This is a genomic window from [Enterobacter] lignolyticus SCF1 (assembly GCF_000164865.1).
Lineage (GTDB): Bacteria > Pseudomonadota > Gammaproteobacteria > Enterobacterales > Enterobacteriaceae > Enterobacter_B > Enterobacter_B lignolyticus.
In genome coordinates this window covers 705,697-728,480 of sequence record NC_014618.1, presented here as the reverse complement: position 1 = coordinate 728,480, position 22,784 = coordinate 705,697, and the positions used below count along the sequence as shown (strand labels likewise).

General features: G+C 48.3%; 19 protein-coding genes and 1 tRNA gene. 7 read left to right on the top strand and 13 right to left on the bottom strand.

What is annotated here, in order from left to right; genetic code table 11:
• The first annotated feature begins 104 nt into the window (after positions 1-104).
• Positions 105-1,949: an RNA polymerase sigma factor RpoD gene (gene rpoD, locus ENTCL_RS03490; protein WP_013364724.1), complete on the top strand. Its 1,845-nt coding sequence runs from the start codon at positions 105-107 to the stop codon at positions 1,947-1,949.
• Between the two features lie 50 nt (positions 1,950-1,999).
• Here rpoD and mug read toward each other — a convergent pair whose 3' ends face one another.
• Positions 2,000-2,506 carry a G/U mismatch-specific DNA glycosylase gene (gene mug, locus ENTCL_RS03485; RefSeq protein ID WP_013364723.1) on the bottom strand — a complete coding sequence of 169 codons (507 nt, stop codon included), beginning with the start codon at positions 2,504-2,506 and terminating at the stop codon, positions 2,000-2,002.
• Positions 2,507-2,632: 126 nt separating this feature from the next.
• Between mug and ENTCL_RS03480 the strand changes: the two genes are divergently transcribed.
• Positions 2,633-2,708: transfer RNA gene (locus ENTCL_RS03480), tRNA-Ile, on the top strand.
• 162 nt (positions 2,709-2,870) lie between these two features.
• Here the strand turns inward: ENTCL_RS03480 and ENTCL_RS03475 are convergent.
• The 12 genes from ENTCL_RS03475 to ENTCL_RS03420 all read right to left on the bottom strand — a co-directional run bounded on the left by ENTCL_RS03475 (position 2,871) and on the right by ENTCL_RS03420 (position 14,229).
• Positions 2,871-3,704, bottom strand: coding sequence for a DUF4942 domain-containing protein (locus tag ENTCL_RS03475; RefSeq protein WP_013364722.1), 834 nt, complete (start codon positions 3,702-3,704; stop codon positions 2,871-2,873).
• A gap of 115 nt (positions 3,705-3,819) precedes the next feature.
• Positions 3,820-4,161, bottom strand: a complete 342-nt coding sequence (locus ENTCL_RS22615; protein WP_013364721.1) for a TA system toxin CbtA family protein — start codon at positions 4,159-4,161, stop codon at positions 3,820-3,822.
• Positions 4,162-4,181: 20 nt separating this feature from the next.
• Entirely contained in the window at positions 4,182-4,499 is a 318-nt protein-coding gene (locus ENTCL_RS03465; protein ID WP_013364720.1) for a type IV toxin-antitoxin system YeeU family antitoxin, read from the bottom strand.
• 18 nt (positions 4,500-4,517) lie between these two features.
• Positions 4,518-4,739, bottom strand: coding sequence for a DUF987 domain-containing protein (locus ENTCL_RS03460; protein WP_013364719.1), 222 nt, complete (start codon positions 4,737-4,739; stop codon positions 4,518-4,520).
• Between the two features lie 8 nt (positions 4,740-4,747).
• Positions 4,748-5,230, bottom strand: coding sequence for a RadC family protein (radC, locus tag ENTCL_RS03455; RefSeq protein WP_013364718.1), 483 nt, complete (start codon positions 5,228-5,230; stop codon positions 4,748-4,750).
• 8 nt (positions 5,231-5,238) lie between these two features.
• On the bottom strand, positions 5,239-5,697 hold the full coding sequence (locus ENTCL_RS03450) for an antirestriction protein (protein ID WP_013364717.1): 459 nt from the start codon (positions 5,695-5,697) through the stop codon (positions 5,239-5,241).
• Between the two features lie 274 nt (positions 5,698-5,971).
• Positions 5,972-6,841, bottom strand: coding sequence for a hypothetical protein (locus ENTCL_RS03445; protein WP_013364716.1), 870 nt, complete (start codon positions 6,839-6,841; stop codon positions 5,972-5,974).
• 286 nt (positions 6,842-7,127) lie between these two features.
• Entirely contained in the window at positions 7,128-7,838 is a 711-nt protein-coding gene (locus ENTCL_RS03440) for a transcriptional regulator (protein ID WP_013364714.1), read from the bottom strand.
• A gap of 226 nt (positions 7,839-8,064) precedes the next feature.
• Entirely contained in the window at positions 8,065-8,892 is an 828-nt protein-coding gene (locus tag ENTCL_RS03435) for a DUF932 domain-containing protein (protein ID WP_013364713.1), read from the bottom strand.
• A 95-nt stretch (positions 8,893-8,987) separates the two neighbouring features.
• Positions 8,988-9,851, bottom strand: a complete 864-nt coding sequence (locus ENTCL_RS03430) for a GTPase family protein (protein WP_013364712.1) — start codon at positions 9,849-9,851, stop codon at positions 8,988-8,990.
• A 188-nt stretch (positions 9,852-10,039) separates the two neighbouring features.
• Complete coding sequence (locus ENTCL_RS03425; RefSeq protein ID WP_013364711.1) at positions 10,040-11,917, bottom strand: UvrD-helicase domain-containing protein; 1,878 nt, start codon at positions 11,915-11,917, stop codon at positions 10,040-10,042.
• A complete protein-coding gene (locus ENTCL_RS03420) occupies positions 11,914-14,229 on the bottom strand; it encodes an ATP-dependent nuclease (protein WP_013364710.1) in 2,316 nt (771 codons plus the stop codon). Before ENTCL_RS03420 ends, ENTCL_RS03425 begins: the two co-directional genes overlap by 4 nt.
• Positions 14,230-14,515: 286 nt before the next feature.
• On the opposite strand from ENTCL_RS03420, the gene ENTCL_RS03415 reads away from it, so the two are divergent.
• From ENTCL_RS03415 to ENTCL_RS03395, 5 genes are read left to right on the top strand one after another with little or no spacing between them, the layout of a single operon-like run.
• Positions 14,516-15,088: a restriction endonuclease subunit S domain-containing protein gene (locus ENTCL_RS03415; protein WP_013364709.1), complete on the top strand. Its 573-nt coding sequence runs from the start codon at positions 14,516-14,518 to the stop codon at positions 15,086-15,088.
• A gap of 46 nt (positions 15,089-15,134) precedes the next feature.
• A complete protein-coding gene (locus tag ENTCL_RS03410; protein ID WP_013364708.1) occupies positions 15,135-16,742 on the top strand; it encodes a type I restriction-modification system subunit M in 1,608 nt (535 codons plus the stop codon).
• Positions 16,742-17,926 carry a restriction endonuclease subunit S gene (locus tag ENTCL_RS03405; protein WP_013364707.1) on the top strand — a complete coding sequence of 395 codons (1,185 nt, stop codon included), beginning with the start codon at positions 16,742-16,744 and terminating at the stop codon, positions 17,924-17,926. The genes ENTCL_RS03410 and ENTCL_RS03405 overlap by 1 nt, the downstream gene beginning before the upstream one ends.
• Before the next feature lie 58 nt (positions 17,927-17,984).
• Positions 17,985-20,900 (top strand): type I restriction endonuclease subunit R, encoded by a 2,916-nt coding sequence (locus tag ENTCL_RS03400; RefSeq protein ID WP_013364706.1) that lies wholly within the window; start codon positions 17,985-17,987, stop codon positions 20,898-20,900.
• Between the two features lie 35 nt (positions 20,901-20,935).
• Positions 20,936-22,783, top strand: a complete 1,848-nt coding sequence (locus tag ENTCL_RS03395; protein WP_013364705.1) for a YaaW family protein — start codon at positions 20,936-20,938, stop codon at positions 22,781-22,783.
• Position 22,784 lies beyond the last annotated feature (1 nt).

Sequence of the window (22,784 nt, the reverse complement as noted above, 5' to 3'; positions counted from 1 at the left end):
ACGAGGCGCAGCGGCATAAATATAAATTAGCCCTCGTTTTAAAAGTTGGCGGTTCGTTTCGCCGACCGACACCAATCAAACGAATTAAGTGTGGATACCGTCTTATGGAGCAAAACCCGCAGTCACAGCTGAAGCTTCTTGTCACCCGTGGTAAGGAGCAAGGCTATCTGACCTATGCCGAGGTCAATGACCATCTGCCGGAAGATATCGTCGACTCCGATCAGATCGAAGACATCATCCAAATGATCAACGACATGGGCATTCAGGTGATGGAAGAAGCACCGGATGCCGATGATCTGATGCTCGCCGAAAACACCGCGGACGAAGATGCTGCCGAAGCTGCCGCGCAGGTGCTTTCCAGCGTTGAATCTGAAATCGGGCGCACCACCGACCCGGTACGCATGTACATGCGTGAAATGGGTACCGTTGAGCTGCTGACCCGCGAAGGCGAAATCGATATCGCCAAACGTATTGAAGATGGCATCAACCAGGTCCAGTGCTCCGTTGCCGAATACCCGGAAGCGATCACCTACCTGCTTGAGCAGTATGACCGCGTTGAAGCGGCTGAAGCCCGTCTTTCCGATCTGATCACCGGTTTTGTCGACCCGAACGCCGAAGAAGACATGGCGCCTACCGCCACGCACGTCGGTTCCGAGCTGTCTCAGGAAGAGATGGATGACGACGATGAAGAAGATGAAGACGAAGACAGCGACAGCGATTCCAGCGACGACGACAACAGCATCGACCCGGAGCTGGCCCGCGAGAAATTCGGCGAGCTGCGCGCCCAGTATGAAGTGACGCGTGACACCATCAAAGCCAAAGGCCGCAGCCACGCTGCCGCTCAGGAAGAGATCCTGAAGCTTTCCGAGGTGTTCAAGCAGTTCCGCCTGGTGCCGAAACAGTTCGATTATCTGGTCAACAGCATGCGTACCATGATGGAGCGCGTTCGTATTCAGGAACGTATCATCATGAAGCTGTGCGTTGAGCAGTGCAAAATGCCGAAGAAAAACTTCATCACCTTGTTCACCGGCAACGAAACCAGCGAGACCTGGTTCAACGCGGCTATCGCGATGAACAAGCCGTGGTCCGAAAAACTGCACGATGTGACTGAAGATGTTCAGCGCAGCCTGCAGAAGCTGCAGCAGATTGAAGAAGAGACCGGCCTGACCATCGAGCAGGTTAAGGACATCAACCGTCGTATGTCTATCGGCGAAGCGAAAGCCCGTCGTGCGAAGAAAGAGATGGTGGAAGCGAACCTGCGTCTGGTTATTTCTATCGCCAAGAAATACACCAACCGCGGTCTGCAGTTCCTCGACCTGATTCAGGAAGGCAACATCGGCCTGATGAAAGCGGTTGATAAGTTCGAATACCGTCGTGGCTACAAGTTCTCCACCTACGCAACCTGGTGGATCCGTCAGGCGATCACCCGTTCTATCGCAGACCAGGCGCGCACCATCCGTATTCCGGTGCATATGATTGAGACCATCAACAAGCTCAACCGTATTTCTCGCCAGATGCTGCAAGAGATGGGCCGCGAGCCGACGCCGGAAGAACTGGCCGAGCGCATGCTGATGCCGGAAGACAAAATCCGTAAAGTGCTGAAAATCGCCAAAGAGCCTATCTCCATGGAAACGCCGATCGGCGACGATGAAGATTCGCATCTGGGGGATTTCATCGAGGATACCACCCTCGAGCTGCCGCTGGATTCTGCCACCACCGAGAGCCTGCGTGCGGCAACGCACGACGTGCTGGCGGGCCTTACCGCCCGTGAAGCGAAAGTTCTGCGTATGCGTTTCGGTATCGACATGAACACCGACCACACGCTGGAAGAAGTGGGTAAACAGTTCGACGTAACCCGCGAACGTATCCGTCAGATCGAAGCGAAGGCGCTGCGTAAACTGCGCCACCCGAGCCGCTCTGAAGTGCTGCGTAGCTTCCTGGACGACTAATCCCCGTTCTGAACGAAAAAGCTCCCTGCGGGGAGCTTTTTATTTGGTCACTACAGCCCCCGCACCGCCAGCGCCTCATCCAGCTCCTGGTAGGCCGCCACCAGGCTCTCCAGCGACGCGCGGTTAAGGCCGCTGGGATTCGGCAGCACCCACACCTGCGTGGCGCCGATCGCCGCCTGCTGTTTTCCCCACTGCGCGCCGCGCTGGCTGAACGCCTGCTCAAACGCCTGCTTGCCCAGTACCGCCAGCGCCGCAGGCTGGTAGTCCTCGATTTTCTTGATAAGCTCCCGCCCGCCGCTGCGCAGCTCATGCAGCGCGACCTCGTTTGCCTGCACCGTTGGCCGCTCCACCAGCATGGTTATCCCGCAGCGGGTATCCAGCAGGTGCTGCTCCTCTTCCGGCTTCAGCTGTCGGTCGGTAAACCCGGCCTGGTGAATGACCTTCCAGAAGCGATTTCCCGGATGCGCAAAATGAAAGCCGGTATGCGCCGAGGACTTCCCCGGGTTAATGCCGCAGAACACCACCCGCAGCCCAGAGGTCAGGATATCGTTGATCATGACAGTTCCTGTTTTGATTACGCGTGCGGTGAGTATAAAGGATTGAAAACACATTGTTTATAAAAACAGCAACCATGCGCTTTACGCTGGATTGCTTACGGCAGTTCCATTATAATTCCCCGCCACGGCCCCTTAGCTCAGTGGTTAGAGCAGGCGACTCATAATCGCTTGGTCGCTGGTTCAAGTCCAGCAGGGGCCACCAAATAAAACAAGGAGTTAGATGAGAAATCGTCTGACTCCTTTTTCTTTGGATGCGATTTGGGTCAGGTAATGGGTCAGGTAATGGGTTAGGTAATGGGTTAGGTAATGGGTTAGGTAATGGGTTAGGTAATGGGTCAGGTAAGGAATTGCCTCCCTGCCCTCTTCATCTCGCTGCCAGCATCCCCGGATAGTGCTTCGCCACAATATCATTCATCTTTTCTGTCAGATCGTACCGCTTAAAAGTGATGTGCGCGGTTCCTTTCTGAAAATAACGGATACTGAAAAAATCATCTTCGTAGACATCCTTCGAAGGGTTGTCCCGAATATGCTCCATCAACCGTGTAGTAACATCGCCACGGTTTTCGGGTATCGGTTTACCATCCAGCAGAAATAGCATTCGCTCCAGATCCGCCAGTTGATCCCTACGCCAACCCCAATTCAAACTAAATCCCCAGCGGTTATGCGTCACCAAATTGTTGACGATGATCTTTTTACCAAAGCTGCAGGGACTATTGGTTTTGTAATCCCACGACAGCCCTTTGAAGACATTGATAATGCCACGCTCAAATACATCCATTTTGTTCAGATGTAGCTGCTCAAAAGTACTGAGGATATTCGCCTCGCTAATGGCGGGTAGCTCCCCCTCCTCCAGGTTCTTATGCCACTGGTCACGGGCCTGAGCATCCATCAAGGCCATCATGCCAGACTTCAACATCAAGTCTCGCCAGATACTACAGTCAATATTGCGGGTGACGGCAGGCAGCGCTTTATCTACCTTTTCGGTCATCCAGCTATCGTAACGGTGCCCGGCCTTCATCGCCCAGTCTTGCGCTGTACCCCCGCCAATTTCTGAGGTTAACCGTGAGATGGCATCAAGTTGTTGGATGAGTTGCTCGATCTTTTTTAGTGCTGTATCGCGGCCTGTCACTATGCGTTCAATACTGGTCGAGTAAATTAGCTCGCTATGTTCGGTTAATACTTCAGCTTCTGTTTGCATGATAGTTTGTCCGTAAAAAGCAAACGCGCCCACCAAGTAATGGCAGGCGCATTATGCAATAAGTAAACAAGGGAGAAAGATCAGGAATGTAATTCGGGAAGGTTGTACGCAATATTCAACGTATTGCGTTGTTACGGCTTTGTCGCAATAAGCCAGTTGCCTGCCGCGCTCGCAGAATATCAACGGCCCGAAGATAAGGTGATTGTTCCTGCCAGATAAATCCATTCCTGTCGATACGAACCAGTCCGTATTTTTCCACCAGAAAATTAACGGCATCAGCCAGCGTAATACCGGCATCGATATGTTCCTGTATAACGGTTTCATCACAGAACGGCGTATCGTTCAGGGTCAGACCATAGTGTTTTTCCAGCAGGCGTGTAAGTAGCATTTGCCAGACTGCAACGGGCGACAGACAGGGCTTCGCCGCCCGCGAAATTATAGCAGGTAGAGTTTTCATGCTTTCTCTCGTGAAATTCGTTATCGTTGGATGGGGTAAACAGCGATGTATACGTAGCCGCAACTGCCAAGGGTATCGGCTTCGCAGGTAAAACCGTTGTGGTACAGGGTGACACAGTGGGCATGGCGAGGATTCATTTCACCAGTGGTCAGCATCGATTCCATCTGGCTGATAAAGTGCGGGAATGTTTCATCCAGCTTCCGGCATTCGGCGTCACTGAATTTACCGGTGATACTGGCCCGGTCAGCCAGATAATGCAGTTGGTTGCCCTCCTGTACCAGACGGGCTCCCAGACGCGGCGTGGTATCCCGCTGCAGGCCCCATGTAATGTTGCTCATTTATAACCACCTTTATTGTCAGTTCAGAGTGATACTCATCAGACAGGCATAAGGTCCGTCGCGGTCCTGGCGGCGTTCAGCGTATACAGCCAGCACGCCGGGAATGTCAGGAACGGCCAGACCGGTGTAATGACAGACACTGCCGTGCCACTGGTATCTGCCGGTGCAGTATCGAAAAATGCGGGAGGCCGGATACTGGCGGTAAATCGTCATCGCCCGGCGTTTACTGATAATTTTCATGTAATACCTCAGAGCAGACCATGTTCGGCGAACGACAATATCTGCGAGCCACCGACGATAAGGTGGTCAGGCACACGGATATCAATGAGCTGGAGCGCCTGCACCAGACGCTGCGTAATGGTCTTATCTGCCTGGCTGGGCGTGGTGTCGCCGGAAGGGTGGTTATGCGCCAGTATCACTGCTGCCGCATTGAAGTACAGGGCGCGTTTGACCACCTCACGAGGATGTACCTCGGTACTGCTAATAGAACCGGCAAACAGGATTTCATGGGCAATCAACTGGTTCTGCTGGTTCAGATACAGCACCATAAACTCTTCGCGCTCCAGTCCCGCCATTTTCAGTTTCAGCCAGTCACGGGCAGCCTGAGTGGAGGTGAATGCTACACCTGTTTCTCGCAGGTGTCGGTCAAGCAGCGTTAAAGCGCGTTTTACCGTGCGCTGTGCGGTCAATGGAAGTGCCGGAGCCTGTGGGATAAGTGACTGTTCCATCATGAGTATCCTTAATCAATAATGCGCAGAATGGCGCTGGATTCAGGGTGCTGCAGGGCGTAATCCCGCAGGCGGTAATAGTGCTCCGTCATGGCATCGCATTCGGTGCGACAAGCGTGATGGCTGTATTCGATCAGGCAGACAGCAATACCTGCGGCTTCCGCGCTCATTTCCGCACCATTGCCGCTCATGCCGTTGAACAGATGCCATTTATCGTCCCCGTCAGCATCAGGGGCCATAAACGCGCCGCCGCTGCTGAGCGTGTAAAAGGACCAGATACCACCGCTGTACTCATCACAAAAGCGCTCCATCCAGGCGAAAATACGGGGTTCCAGCGATATCCATTGCGGGATATCGCCAAAGTACAGCGGCCAGAAATCGAGACGCTGTTCGTCAGGTACTGGTGTTGAAGTAAGGTCAAATTGAGGTTCATTAGCGGACATCAATTCGCATTGCGTTTGTGTCGTCATGGATATTCTCCGTCAATAAAAACGCCAGCGACGATGGCTGGTGTATAGGTAATAAAAGAATTTTTAAAAATGAGTTTTATTAATTTTTAATAAAACTAAAAATGATACTTGAATAGACATTATTAGTTTAACTGGCATGCCCCCCAACTTGGTTGTGGGGCATGAGGATGACAGACTAGATGAACTTTTTTGATTATTTTCTACGCCAATTTAAACTGAGGGTAATCTATTTTTTAAATCAGTAAATCACAGTCTATTGTCATGATAGAAATTCTCACTCATTAGTTTCAAAAAATTGTTTCCCTGTGGTTTTTTCTTTCCATTTTGGCCGATTTTCACCAGAAAATGATTTAACCAACGACCAATACTCTACAGGAAATCGCTTAACGAGTTCACCGTTAAGACGGACATCAACAGTACGATATTGACCGTTATTCATCGTGCCTTGACTGAAGTAGGCATTGCTACTGCAAGTTCCTGTATCGTATTGATTCCAAGTCTTTTCTGGTTTTGCTACGACATAGAAATCGCCCAGCGCACAACCGTTGGTAGACTTGCGGTTAACAACTGCCACTCTGTTAGTAGCGGCTAAAACTATAGTACATGAACTTTGTTTTCCACCGCATACATCCCACAGCACACGCCCATTTGGATCCTTGAATGACCAAATAGTGTTAGCAGGAATATCATTGCGCTCTGCAGTAGCAGTTTGCACTTTAGGAATAACCACATTTTCGTCTTTAAGCAGAAAATTAACTATATCTTGAGTTGGGTTACCCATAAGAGTTACTTTGCCATTTTCAATCAAGGCTGATTTCATTTTCTGTGTATTTAAATCAAAAAGAAATTTGAAACTGGTGAAACAATCACTTCCACATATACTACCTACCAGTATAAAATTTTTACCATCTCCATAACGTTCTACTGGTGTTTCAACACCGTTCAGTAAGCCCTCAGGAGAAAGTGGATTCTTAATACCAATAGATTTCAAGTTATCGTTTAGCTCTGCCGCAAAATTTTTGTCAGACTTGTACAGTTCCCTTGGATAAGGGCAATTATCTGTGCATTTGGCGGCATCTTCCATCGTTGAGGCGCTTACGTAAAAGCTTAAAAAAAGTGTCAGGGCAATAAATAATATTTTCATGAGTATCCTTTTTGAAAATGTAGAAAGATCAGATGGTAAGTATCGGCTGTGGTAACCACTACTTTAAATTTGGTCGTTAGCTGAGAGTATGTTTTATGCATTAACACAAATGCTAACAGTGAGATGAATTCAGTTTCAGTTCGATGACCTCCTGTCTATATAGCAGATGCCAGTGGTCGGTTCACCGAGCATAATCAGGTCGGTGATGTCGTCTTCAGGTACATTATCGCGACGTATTCCATTTCTCTCGTAATGCCAGGTCATTGTTTTTCCTTCTTAACATAAGTCATTGAGCCAAAGTTCTGCCAGGCTCTTCATCAGAAGGCCCCAGTGACAGGACTTCGCGAATACAGCTGAAGTGCGGAAGGGCCCGGATAAAGCCCGCCTGTGTGGTTAACTGGCTGAGACGTTTTCGCGGGGTAAAAGTGGTGTTCAGGATTGTCACTGCATGGATGGTCGCCAGAGGATGCACGGTTATATGCCCGTTAAGTTCACCGGTGAGGTACCAGCAGCCGTCGAGAAATATCAGACGGTACGGAGCCAGTCCGTCACAACGTTCACCATCCGCGAGCAGCAATACACGTTGGCTGCCGGTGATGGCGCTGACCAGCCGATAAAATACCAGCGGGCTGGTGGCCGTTATCGGCTGTGGTGACTGCCACACCAGGCAAGGGGTTCCATCCGATGCCAGCAGTGCGCCCGCCAGACGCCGGTCCAGCCCCGGAAAGATATCGGCCAGCCCGGCCCGGTATGCAAAAGTCAGCACATCCAGTTCACCCTGCGGACCTGCACCGGTCCGCAGGCGATAGCATCCCTGATGACACTCGAGGTCCAGATACATCAGTCGTTCGCGAAAATCCCGGTACAGGGTACGGACCGACACATCAAACTCGGTTGCCAGTTTTTGCATCTCTAACGTTTCACCCGCCACAAGACGGCTGATAATCAGCGACAGCCTGACCGCCAGCCTGTCGTAGCGGCGCTCTGTCAGTGGCATGGAAGTTCCTCCGCATTGTTAACTGACTGAAAGAAATAAGATTCTAAAGGAGAGGGGTGACAGGATATGTCCACGACGGGAATTAATTTGGGAAGCGCATGAAGCCAGTGATTATCAGACCTGCGTGGATTTCTGATGATTTAACCGGCAAGTTCTGTGCACCCGAAATGACAGGGTGTGTCATTTATTCACATTTTAATAACCATGCCAGAGGTAAAATGTGAACTCACGCAGGCCGGAAACCACTGAGCATGGCTTCCGCCATCACCCACAGTGCCCGGTTAAGCTTCACATCGCCGTCGATACCACGCACGGCGCGGGTATGTGTTCGCCCACCTTTTGTACTTCGACCAGTGAGCCCGCCTTTAATCAGGTTTTCCTGAATACGCTGGTAGGTGGTCCACAGATCATTACTCTCATCCTGCCAGCGGCGTGGGGAGAGTATCTGAGGCGCTGTCACCGGCTGGTGGTCCTCACCGAAACGGTACGTCAGTGCAGCCTGTGCCAGAGCCTGTTGTGCAGGTGGCGGCAGCATCAGCGACTGCATGGCATCCAGCTTCTCTTCCACACGGTCAAAAATCCCCAGCACTTCATACGCTCCCTCAATCACCTGACTCACCACATCTCCTTTGTGCGGCACCCGCACCTCGCCAAACGACTCACCGCAAACAAGGCCGTTCTGACACACCGCACGAAATAACCCCGGCAGCATCTGATATGAGCTGGTGCCATCATGGGAGTTGAGCAGAATAATTTCCGGCACCTGTTTGCCGGTAATTTGCCCCTCCCGACGCAGGCGCAGCATATGCTTTGTATGCTCACGACGCCCTGGGTCACGCACGCGGGTCTGACAGGCAAAAAAGGGCTGAAAGCCTTCGCGCTGCAGACTGTCCAGCAGGGATATGGTGGGTATGTAGGTGTATTTTTCACTACGTGACTCGTGTTTATCCTCACTGAACACACTGGGTACCACGAGATACAGCTCTTCACGGGTTAGCGGACGATCACGACGAATAAGGTTTGCTGCGCCAAAGCGCGAAGCCAGACGGGTCATAAGCAGACTCCTCATGATGGATAAATAAAAGCAAAAAAGCCCTGCCGCAAAATGGCGGCAGGGCTCAGGAAACTACAGGTTAGAAGGGTTAATTTTCAGAAGAAGAAATTCCAGACTGCACGAGCGACTGATACTACGATGTCGCGTACAGCCTGGATAATTGTCCGAACCGGGGCCGGTATCAGGGGCATGGAACTTACTGTGTCCAGTACCGAGCCGACCGTTTCACCAAAATCGTCACGTGCTTTTTTATTAACGGCATCGGTACGAAGTGGAGCACTAAGCTGTACCGCCACCGGACTACTGGCCTCCCGTGGCAGGCACCGAATCATCCGTTCAGTCATCACCCGCAGCCCCCACTGCAAACGTATCGACACCGCACAGACAGGGTTTACAGGTTGGAACAACTCATGCAGCAGACAGATTTTGCGGCCGATATTTTGTTTCTGCTCTGTGGACAGCTTTTCACCACCGCAGGCGGGTTCAACCTTGTCGGACTGGCTGATAACAAACAACACCTTATGCCGGTATGCTTCACCAATCACCTGATGATAAAAGTGCTCATCCACCGCCAGCGCTCGGTCATCGGCCTTAATCAGCCACAGTATCAGGTCGAGTCGGGGAAGCTGCTTGCGGTAAAGTGCAGCGTATTCAATATCACGTGCACCACTTTCTCCGACACCAGGTAAATCGACGATAGTCATAGCATGTTCGCCCACCTGCAGGCGAAAGCATAAGGGGTCGCGAGTGCAGGCAGTAACATCGCTGACAGGTGACACCTTATCGGCAAAAAGAGCATTGCAAAGGGATGATTTACCTACTCCGGTTTTGCCCATAATACCGATCACTGGCACATAGTTGGTTAACTGGCTTACCTGGTGCAAAATGCGTTCAGAAACCCATTGCGGCAAGCCAGAAAGTGAGTTCTGCAGCGGCTGCAGGCCTTCCCGATTTCTCATGACATCTCCTGAGACAAATAAAACAAAAAAGGCGAATCCTTGAGGAATTCGCCGTAATGATGTTGCGTTCAGGAAAATGATATATGTCTGAAAAATTTTAGAATGCAGGTGTCTTTTAACAAAACCAGCACTATATCCGGTCATGCGTGTAGTAGTTGTTGCCCATTATTGTCCGTATAAAATTCATGCTAGACCAGATCGTGCGCCCTTAGAATTACCGATGCCGGGAATAAATTTTGCGCAATAATTGCCGCTTGAGCGACGGCGACATCTGGAACAAAGATGACAACAGCCAAGTCTTTCAGTGCACGGGAGCAACATACATAAAAAAGACGACGAGTACGGTCGAGTACTGACTCTCTCCCCTCTTCAAGATTGGCTAGATCATTGTCGGATAGGGGAATGTATTGAAAATATTTTCCATACGAATATTGGCTGAAGCGAGCCTCTTCATCATCGATAACAACCAACACTCGCTCGAACTGTGCACCTTTTACACCATGATGAGTGGCAAAAGGTGATTCCTCTGAAAGGTAGCGTCGGTACGCCCAAAGTTCATGGGCATTGCATCTTAGATAGTTCTGAACATTTTCGAAGTCATCATTACCATCGTTCACAGGTTCATCACTTAAATGATTATCAAAACGATCGTCAAGACGTAGCAGTTCACAGTCTCTAACGTGTCGCAATATATCCCGAACTGTTGCTTGCGATCCATCTTCCAACAGTGCAAGCAGGCCATTGATGCCTTGTTGTAGTTCATTTAAGACTGCCACCATAGCTTGACCATGCAGTCGTGATGGCTCCAGCTTTGGGCACTCGTTACGCATAATCGACATAATCTGAAATTGATCGTTTGCCTGAGCCGCCGCAAAAATTGGAAGGATATGCTGGACAAATGGGCGAAGCGGCCAAGCTGACCCATCGTTCACCCCTTCACTCAAGCTCATCGGTGCTTTATCAGTAAGGGCAGAAAATAAATTAGGGAATCCCAGTCGATTAGCTGCCATACGATGCACCAAAACAAGCAGACGAACATCACCTTCGCGTGTATCACTTAGCCATTGTTCATCGCTAGTTTCATTTGCAAGGTAACGTCTGACAGATGTGAGATAGGCACTTCGTTCCACATTTGAAGGCAAGATGAAAAGATTCACTGTGCCTAATACAGTCTGTTCAACACCATCTACGATAGTTTTTCGGCCACGAATTTGTTGGAGGCCATCCCCAGAAGCTCGAATCGAATTGATAACACCAAGTACAGACGTCGGACATCTGAAATTCTCTGGTTTTGTAATTTCAGCCCACCCATCACTTAACGGAATAGCACCAGCTCCGCTCATATAGATTTTCTGCATCGGATCACCAAAAAATCCTATGCACATGTCAGGATTGTCATTAGCAATAGTTCGAAGCGCAGAGATCACATCAGGATCGGTATCCTGACTTTCATCGACAAAAACAAATGGAAAGCGCTTGGCTACAATCCTTCTCAAAAGTGGATGAGCCTCAACACAAGCAGGGACGAGTTTAAGAATATCATCGTGTCCTAGAATACCCTTAGCATAGTTACTTCCTGTCCCGTAGATAAATTTATCAATATCATCAATGCACTCAAGTTGAGCAGAGAGATAGGCAATTTCATCTTCAAGACGAGATTTTGTTTTAGCTTGTGTTCTGGGCTTATCATAATGGGCTTGCTTTTCAGCTATTTTTTCATGTATTCGCGCTACGACCCACTTTGCGATATCTAAATGAAAAGGTCGGATGATCGACCAAAGAAAGCTATGAATGGTTGAAATATGAAATAACTGTGAGTTACCAACGTCAGCGGCAATCTCACCAACAGCTACTTCTGTATACGTTATACAGGATATTTTTTGCCCGGCACGACGTAAAGCAGAACCACGGGTATCAGCCAAATGTGCCAAGGCTTTAATAAGAGATGTTGTTTTACCTGAACCAGCACCAGCCACCATGACAAATGAACGTGGTGGCGAGCTATCCAGACAAATACGAACATCAATATCTGCCTGTGTATCAGGGCTACCAATGCGACTGGTCATGCAACCCTCCCACCATCAGTTTCAGCCAGAGCGACGGACATATCCTGAACATTCTCTTCCTGACCTTCTGCAACTTCTAGTTCCGGCGGGGCTATTTCAGCTTCGAGCCATTTTAATCCTTCAGCAATGTATGTTGGGACAGACCATTCATCCGGTTTTTTAAGAAGTAAATTCAGAGCAAAATCAGTTTTACTGAAGCTTTTTGATTGCACGCGTTTGTGAATGCGCTGGGCCAGTTGCAGTAGGTCCATACTTACAGCTCTGGCAATGCGTAGCTTGAGTGGCTTACAGCTCACATCCTGACACCAAGACAGGTTTTCAAGTGCAAAAGCTTCCTCTAAAGTACGACCAGCAAGTGCCAGTGTTTCCTCTTTCCATGTAACATCTGTCTGGCACTGGTAAGCAACACGAACCAAAGCGTCACACTCAGCTGTGCGGCTTTGTATTTTCATTTCCTCAGTTGCTTCCCATAAAGCGACAACGGTGTCACATTTCGGTAACCACTGCCGAAGTGTTTGATTAGAGGTCATAGCTCCAGGATGACTGGCAATACAAGCCTTTCCTGGTGTTTCTGTGTTGGCCTGTTCTTCCTCATCATCATCAGGTTCCTCGCCATCATCATTTGCAGCCGGATTTTCTGCAAGACCATCTAACTCATCTGCTCGAGCTTCTGTTGCATCCTGTTCCGGAGGGGTACAGTACACACTATCCAGATCAGTAATAATGAGTGTAGTAAGCCCAAGATATTCAATTAGTTTTTGGAATCGATAGCCAAAAGCACCGCCAATCTCAAGGACTGTTAGGTAAGAGGATTTTAATCTAGGTGCGGCGGTAGCAATCATTTGCGGGAGCAGTAGCCGCTCAACATTGCCTTCTACAAGTACAGCCCCGTCGGCAAAAAACAAATCACAATGGGTCAGCTTCAAGTAACGCTCAAGAAAATCTCGAATTTCAGGATCAGTATTATCATAAAAAACAGAGAGATTGAGCACATCTGTTGCCGACATATTTGATGAACGCTTCCGCCGAAAGTAACGGATCGGCCGAAAACCACGTTCGTAAAGAATATGAGTTGAATGAGAAGTCACCACCACTTGAGTGGTGTAGTGCATAAGCTCCTGACTCTCCATGGCAAGAAGGTCCATTATCTTGCGTATAAAAGCCTGCTGTAACTGTGCGTGGAGATGAGCTTCTGGCTCTTCAATAAAAATCAGGTGAACCGGTGGTCGATTCTCTTCTATTGCTAACCATTGGTTGTGGATGTCGAGTAATTCAACAACCATAAAGATCAGATTCTTAAATCCAAGCCCGTTATAACTATCGGGTAGTGTTGGTGGGGTAGGATTACCGTCATCCTCCCCCAGCGCGTAATGTATTACGGCCCCATTTTGGTTGTTCATGATCTGCGCCGGATCTAAGGCCGAACGAATCATCATGCGTGGGTTTGAAAGTCCAGGGTATCCGAGTTTCGCCAGACTTTTCAGCGTAGGTGCAAAAACGCGTTCAAGATGCTGATTGAAAGCTGATTCAGACGCAGCTAAAGCAATTAATGCTTCGTAATCTTCACCTTTTTGTTCAAGATTTCGTCCGTAAAAACGGCTGAGAACACGAGAAAGATCCTCCGAACGGGAACCTCCGGAACCATCTGAAAGATGACGCTGAGCATTCAAAAAGTTGATTTGGATAAGGCTGTTCAGTATTTCGCGACCACTTCGATCACGCCCTGTGAGCGGAGTAGGCTCATAGCCTTCCTCGGATATCATTTCCGCATTGAAATGTGCGGGATCAAGAACATAATAGCGGAGTTCATATTCGTCATTGAGTCTATCGCGAAGATATTCCCAAAGATTACGAGGTGAAGGATCGTATTTGAGAGTTCCATTTTCATCTTTAGGTGTGGCATCGATAGCAAGCTGACGTACTGCGAGGAAGCGCGAACGGATTTCTTCAGGATTGATGGGGGAAAAAGCAACGCGCATTCCAACCAGAGAACCTGACCACGATAGGCTGGGGAGAAGATCGACTACACGATGAACATCATTCGGTGTTACTTCAAACCAAATATCAAGTTCCAGTGAAGGTAGCGACGCAGCATCCGCCCCTTCTCCAAATGTGACAATGTCAGTCCAACATTCAGCATTGAAGTCATGAATATTGAATCGGCTTTTACCGGTGAATAGTTGAAGTGCATGACCGACAGAAGTCTTACCACTGTTATTCGCCCCTACGAAAATTGAAATGTCTGACGCAAGATCGATAACAACATCGTGCAGCCTTCTGAAATTACGGACTGCCAGCTTTCTCAAATGCATTCTCATTATCCTTTAATGAAAGACTGCCTTGCCAATAAAAATCATTAATTTCAATAACATTTAACATCAGCAAGCCATTTAGGGTTCTCATGTTTTAAAACTTGAAGTTATGAATGATTTTTTTGGTGTTCAACCTGATATCTGAGCACTATATAACGCTATTCTTACCAGAAAAAATTTGATCACGAGCACGCGTAATAAATTTAAATTACTTGATTTAATCTATTCAGCATGAGTATGCTACACCGCACAAAGCATATGTAATTTATCTTTATTCGGAGTTTGAATGCTGCTCACCTACAAGGAAATAGCTACGTTTACGGCAGGCTCGCACATCAGCCGTATCCAGCAAAGTGCAGATGGGCCCGCATTTCGTTTCTATGCGACCGAACAGTTTCTGGTAGATGACTGGCAGTCAGGTCTTGTGTCCGCGGAGAAAGAGCAGTGGGTTAAAACACATCAGGATGTTGTGATTACGCAGAAAGGAGATGTTGTCATCAGCCTGATCCATGGCAAGGCTGTTCGTGTGAGTGCCGAAAATGCCGGGCGTATCTTAGGTAATAACTACGTCAAAGTGGATGTGGATACCAGCCGGATTGATGCCGCGTGGTTCCTCTGGCATTTCAATGAAAGCCCGGAGGGACGACGTCAGCGGATTCAGACCACACAGGGTTCTACCGTCGTACAGCGTATCGCTGTTAATGAACTGAAAAATTTTACCGTCTCCCTCCCGCCACTCGCACAGCAAAAAGCGATGGGAGGGCTCTATTTGGCGGCGCGAGAAAAACGCTTTTATCAGCAGCAGATTGCTGCCCTGAGTGAACAACAGATCCTGAGCCTGCTCAGTGGTATGATTTGACTCATTACGTCATCCCTTGTGACGAAGAAAAACAACAGGAAGAACTATGTCTCCCCAGATTGAAGCGCAAAATTTAAGTGAACTGCAAGGCCGCCTGTGGAATATCGCCGATACCCTGCGCGGTAAAATGAATGCCGATGAATTCCGCGACTACTGCCTAGGTTTTATCTTCTACAAATACCTGTCAGAAAAATTTGTCGCGTATGCGAACAAAATTCTGGCGGAAGATGGCATTCAGTACAATGAACTGACTGCGGAACATCCGGCGTATCAGGATATCGTTGATGCGGTAAAAGAGGACAGTATCCAAACTTTAGGCTATTTCCTACCGCCAACGGATTTGTTCCACACCATGGCAGAACGTGTGGCTAAAGACCCCAAAGGCACAGGTACTGGCTTTATTCTGGAAGACCTCGCCACTACCCTACGCAACATTGAACAGAGCACGCTGGGCACTGATTCTGCGGATGACTTCAGCAACCTGTTTGAAGATCTCGATTTAGGCTCAAGCAAGCTTGGTAATACTGCGAAAGCGAAAAACGAATTGATCGGCAAAGTCGTCACTGAACTCGACAAACTGAGCTTTAACCTGAGCGAAGCCAGTTCCGACATTCTGGGGGATGCCTACGAGTACCTGATCGGCCAGTTCGCCTCAGGCGCAGGTAAGAAAGCAGGTGAATTTTATACCCCACAGCCGGTTTCCACTCTGCTGGCTAAAATCGTCACCACTCACAAGCTGAAGCTCAAAAATGTGTATGACCCGACCTGTGGCTCTGGCTCTTTGTTATTGCGCGTGAAGCGTGAAGCCTCATCGGTGGGTAAAATCTACGGTCAGGAAATGAACCGTACCACCTACAACCTGGCGCGTATGAACATGATCCTGCACGGGGTTCACTATGCCGATTTTGAAATCATTCAGGAAGATACGCTGGAACACCCGCAGCATACGCATCTGAAATTTGACGCCATCGTCGCCAACCCACCGTTCTCCGCCAAGTGGAGCGCTAGTCCGCTATTTATGAACGATGACCGCTTTGCCCAGTACGGCAAACTGGCACCGTCCAGCAAGGCTGATATGGCGTTTGTACAGCATATGTTCCATCACCTGGAAGATGACGGCACCATGGCGGTGGTTCTGCCACACGGCGTGCTATTCCGTGGCGCAGCGGAAGGCCATATTCGTCAGTTTATGATTGAGAAGCTGAACTGCATCGATGCGGTGATCGGCCTGCCTGCCAATATCTTCTACGGCACCAGCATTCCGACCTGCGTCTTGGTACTGCGCAAGTGTCGTAAGCACAACGACAGTATTCTGTTTATCGACGCCAGCAACGATTTTGAGAAGGTGAAAACCCAGAACCGACTGTTGCCCGAGCATATCGATAAAATCGCCGATACCTACAACGACTGGAAAGCACTCGAGAAATACAGCCATATCGCGACGCTGGAAGAGATCCGTAACAACGATTACAACCTAAATATTCCTCGCTATGTCGATACCTTTGAAGCGGAAGAAGAGATTGATCTCAACGCCGTGGCGCAGGAAATCCGTGATCTGGAAGGGAAAGTGGCGGAGATTGATAAGACTATTGCCGGGTTCTGCAAGGCGCTGGGGATTGATTCGCCGTTTACATTGGCGGAGGGGAATAAGTAATGGTGCCGAAGTTGCGGTTTGGGGGGTTTAAAGAAGAATGGACGATGACTCTATTGTCGAAATTAGCGACAAAGATTACTGATGGTACTCACGATACGCCGGATACTACGAGTGAAGGGGTTCCTTATTTAACAGCAATCCATGTTAAAGATGGTTATATCGATTATAAAAATTGCTATTATCTTGATAAGTTAACCCATTCATTTATTTATAAAAGATGTAATCCAGAAAAAAATGATCTCTTAATCGTTAATATTGGCGCTGGAACGGGCACTTGTGCGTTAAATACCGTGGATTACGAATTTAGTTTGAAAAATGTCGCATTGGTAAAGCCTAATAAAAACAAAATATATCCTTTTTATTTGCTTCAGGTTCAAAGAAAAAATGCTAAAAAATTATTTCATGAGCTAACCTCTGGTGGAGCCCAACCTTTTTTATCCCTAAAAGAAATAGGGAAAATAAAAATCCCCCTTTGCCAATATGATGAACAAACCAAAATCGCTGATTTTCTTTCCTCGGTTGACGATAAAATCACGTTACTGAACCAGCAGTACGACCTGCTATGCCAGTACAAAAAAGGCATGATGCAGAAGATTTTTAATCAGGAATTACGGTTTAAAGATGAGAATGGGGAAGAGTTTCCTGAGTGGAATTACGATGAAATCTCATCTTTATTCTCTAATAAAAGTAAAAAATACAATCCCCTAAGTGGGATAAATTATCCTTGCATCGAAATGGACTGTATTTCGCAGAGGGATGGGCAGTTATTAACCACGTTGGATTCAACACAGCAGCAAAGCATAAAGAATGTATTTAAAAAAGGAGATGTTCTTTTCGGGAAACTACGTCCGTATCTCAGAAAATACATATTAGCTACTTTTGATGGCGTATGTTCTTCTGAAATTTGGGTTTTCAAGGGGATTTTAATAAACAACTCTTATTTGTACCAATTTATTCAGACTGATTTTTTTATTAATCTAGCTAATAAATCAACAGGTTCTAAAATGCCACGAGCTGATTGGGATACCATTTCATCAACATTTGTTTTCTATCCATGTCTGGAAGAACAAAGCAAAATCGCCAACTTCCTCTCTGCTCTTGACGATAAAATCGCCGTCAAAAAAGCAGAACTGGACAAGTTGAAAACCTGGAAGCAAGGCCTGCTCCAGCAAATGTTTGTATAAAAATCATCCGGCCCGACCAACTCCGGGCCTACAAAATAATAAAAGGCACTACACACTGATGGCAACGCAAAGCGAATACGAGTTAGAAACGCAGCTGGTGGAGCAGCTGGTGGGCATGCACTATGAACGGGTGAATGTCACCGATGAAGCTAGTATGAAAGCCAACCTGCGAAAGCAGATCGAAATTCACAACCGGCTGGAGCAAGCTCCGCTAACTGATAGCGAATTTAACCGTATTTTTTTGCATCTAACCAAAGGCAATGAAGTCATCGATCGCGCTAAGATCCTGCGCGATCGCTACCAGTTATTGCGAGATGACGGCACCGAGAAATGGCTCAGCTTTATCAATAAAGAGGAGTGGTGCCAGAACGAGTTTCAGGTAACGAGTCAGGTGAAGCAGTTCAACGCCGAGCAAAACACACGCAAAACTCGCTTCGACGTCACGCTGCTGATCAACGGACTGCCGCTGGTGCAGATCGAACTTAAGCGTCGCGGCCTGGGGCTGAAAGAAGCCTTTAATCAGATCAATCGTTATCATCGCGATGCGTTCTGGGTCGGCAGCGGCCTGTTCCAGTATGTGCAGATCTTTATTATCAGCAACGGCGTGGATACCAAATACTACGCCAACAACCGCGCCAACCATTTCGAGCAGACCTTCTTCTGGACCGATGAAAAGAATAATCCGCTCAAAGCGCTGGAGAAATTCACCGACGCATTTCTGAAAGTGTGTCACATCGCCAAAATGATCACTCACTACACAGTGCTGAACGAAACCCGTAAGTGCCTGATGGTGATGCGCCCCTATCAGTTTTACGCCTGTGAGGCGATGATCCACCATGTGAAGGACAATCTCCACAAGCAGGGACGGCCGGAGAACGGCTATATCTGGCACACCACCGGCTCCGGTAAAACGCTGACCTCGTTCAAAGCCAGTCAGGTGATCATGGAAATGCCAGAAGTGGATCGGGTCATTTTTGTGGTCGATCGCCGGGATCTGGATTATCAGACGGCGAAAGAGTTCAACGGCTTTGCGAAAGACAGCGTGGATACCACCAACAACACCAGTACGCTGATAAAACATCTTAAGCAAAGCAGCACCAAACTGACCCTGACCACTATTCAGAAGCTGAATAACGCTATCACCCATGAAGGGTATAAAGCGCAGCTCGCACACCTGCGCAAAGAGCGCATCGTCTTTATCTTCGATGAATGCCACCGCAGCCAGTTCGGTGATACGCATAAAGCGATCGTGAATTTCTTCGAGAATGCTCAGCTGTTTGGTTTTACCGGGACGCCAATCTTTGCCAATAACGTCAATATCACCAACGGTGTCAAACAGACCACCGAACTGTTGTTCGATAAATGCCTGCATAAATACGTGATTGTCGACGCTATCCGGGATGAAAACGTTCTGCGCTTTGCCGTGGAATATGTCGGTACGTACAAGCGCAAAGAGAGCAGCAATGAGATCGATATTGATGTGGAAGATATCGACACCAAAGAGGTAATGGAAAGCGACATCCGGTTGGGCAAAATCACCGACTATATCCTTGCTCATCATAACGCCAAGACTCGCAATCGCGAGTTCACCGCTATGTTCTGCGTCGGGTCAGTCGATATGCTGATCACCTACTACAAACTCTTTAAAGAAAAGCAGGCCGCACTGCAAGCGGCGGATGCCAATTACAAGCCGTTAAAGATTGCCACCATCTTCACCTACGCCGCCAATGAAGCGGACAAAAGTGATAAAGAGGCGGTAAACGGCCTGCTGGATGAAGAAGATATCAGCCTGCCGCAGGGGGCGAAAGTTGACACCTCAAGTCGCGATCATCTGGATAGTTTTATTGAGGATTATAACGAGCTGTATGGCACCAGTTACTCGGCCAATGATTCAAAGAGCTTCTACAATTACTACAAAAATATTGCTCAGCGCACCAAAGAGAAAGGCATCGATATTCTTCTGGTAGTGAATATGTTCCTCACCGGCTTCGACAGCCCTGCGCTGAACACGCTGTATGTTGATAAAAACCTGCGTTTTCACGGCCTGGTACAGGCGTTTTCCCGCACTAACCGCATCCTTAACGAAAAGAAAAGCCACGGGAATATTGTCTGCTTTCGTAATCTGAAGAAAGCGACCGACGATGCTATTGCCCTGTTCTCGAACAAAGATGCTTCTTCTGTGGTGCTGGTGAAGCCCTTTGACGAGTACTTTGGGGATTATCAGGACGCTGTAGATCGTTTGTTAGCGCTGACGCCAACGGTGGAGAGCGTGGACGGTTTACCGGATGAAGAGGCACAGCTGGCATTTGTAACAGCATTTCGCGATGTGATGCGTTTGAAAAACATCCTCGAAAGCTTTGCCGATTTTGACGATGCGGCTAAACCGCTATCGGACCAGACGCTGGCGGATTTCACCAGTAAGTACCTCGATATTCACGACAAGGTGAAAAAGCACTCCAGTAAAGAGAAAGTCTCGATTCTTGAAGACGTGGATTTTGAAGTCTCGCTGATTCATCGCGACGAAATTAACGTCGGCTACATTCTGCGTCTGCTGGCAGGCATTCAGGCGATGCCGCCAAAAGAGCAGCAGGAGCAGAAGAAAAAGATCATGGATATTGTCGACAGCGACGTCACGCTGCGCAGTAAACGTGAGCTTATCGATAACTTTATTGAAAAAAGTTTGCTGCATGCCTCGCATGACGAAGATATCACTCAGGTGTTTGAAGCCTATGTCGAACAGGAAAAAGGTAAGGCGCTGGCTACCCTGTGCAGCGAAGAGCGACTCGACTCCATCAAACTGACCGGCTTACTGGATAACTACCTCTTTACCGACGTGATGCCGCGAGAGGATGAAGTGGCAGAAACGCTGACCTGGACGCCGAAGATTCTGGAACGCAAAAACGTGCGGGCACGTGTCTATGACCGTGTGCGTGATGTGATTGAAACATTTATCAATGGGATGCGCGGGTTTTAATAGATTTTGGTGATGAATATGGCAGAGGTATTTTCATGAGTGAGATAGATATCCAGGGTGATGAAGCGCTGGTTCAACTGCTGTTGAACGCAGATAAAGGCGATATAGATCTGCTGATCGATTACGTCACTAACACCGGTAAGTTTGGTTTTTCCATGTCAGACAGCGTAAAGGCCGTATTACAGGACGCCAAACACCAGGATATACCTGATGAAGAAACTCTGCGCCTGCTTGTACGGGAGTTACAGCATTTCGGTGGTAATACGTTCGTGAATCTGTTTCGTCGCAATGGCGTCAGCTACAGCGAAATTGTAGATGACGTTGCCAGCCATCTGAAGATGAAGGTTCAGGCCGCTGCATCGGTAGAAGAAAAAGAAGCGCTGATTATTGACTGTGTCTTTACCTCATCATGGAAAAAAATGTCGGATGATGAGCGCCGCCAGATTCTGCGTGGTATGGGCATTAGCGCCTCTGTCAGTCTGGACATCCCCGTCTGGCAGAAAGCGGCATTAGTTGCCAATGGCCTTGCTCAAACGACAGCAGGCAAAGTGCTACCTTTAATTGCAGGGCTTGGCATCGGGCGTGTGTTGGGTGTATTAACAGGGCCAGTTGGCCTGGCTATTACCGGCTTGTATACGGCCTATGATATCTCAAACCCCGCGTTTCGAGTGACACTGCCTTGCGTGGTGCAAATTGCCTGGATTCGCTTAAAAAACTCCCGCCAGTTCCGGCTTGCCACCCGGCCATCATCCGCCACGATGCCTGCTCTCATATACGATCAACGCTGGGGTTTTGGGCATGATATTCACCAACCTGCGCTTACGGTTGCTACAATTCCACCTTCGGAAAGTATCAACACCGGTGCGATGCAGGAGCAGGATATTACCGGTATTTCACGGTTGAGCCCACTGTTGCAAACATTACCCTCTCTGGCGGCCTCTACACATATTGCCAGCCATCAATATATGGAGGTCATTATTAATGGTCCTCTGGCGAGTGTAAAAGATGGCCCAGGTTTCCGAGGCTTCAGCCTGGGAGAAAAAGGGATTAAAGAACATGCCGTTCTGCTGAATCCTGACAAACTCAGTCAGCTTGTTAACGCCGGTATGTTGTTGAATGTTGCTTCTGCCGTGCTAGCGCAAAAGCACCTGGCTGATATCAGCAAGAAATTGACGGAAATTGTTGAGGCGGTACGTGAAGTTTCTGCATTCCAGAATAACGCGCGCAAGTCAGAGATCATTGGGGCCATACAGTATTTGCAGCAAATTACTCCCGTGGTTATTGAGGAGCAATGTTCGCCAGCAATACGCCAAAAACTGGAGGATATTGAAGTCCAGTTCTCCGCCCTGCAGGCACACTTGCTGACTGATATTTCAAATACTGGCGACAAAATTCAATCGCTGAAAGATCGTGGGCTCTTTGGCAGTACGGAAATTACGCAAAAAATCCAAAACCAGCAAAATGTCCTTGAGGAGCGCATCCACGAATGGGACCTTACCATGAAAGTGCGTGCGCAAGCGTTGCATCTTCTGACACATGCCGAACGGAACTCGAAACTCGTCAAGCAGCGCCATAGAACCATTGCAGATACCTATCAGCAGTTCGACGGCGTGATTGAAAATGTTGAGCGTCAGCTACAGCAGAGAATACAAAGCATCAGTGCCCTGGCGGAACAGAGTAATACGACAAATGCCAATAAAGTATTGCTGCGGAAATGGACCACAACGACTTTACTGCAGCAAAAGATGGCTATTGAAGAAGCCCATTTGTCGTTCGGGCAATTCCAACAGGGATTGCTGGTAGAGCAACCACAATCTGCACGGTTACTGGTAGAAATGCAGGATGGGAAACCGGTGAAGTGTTTTGAATTGCCGCTAGTATGAA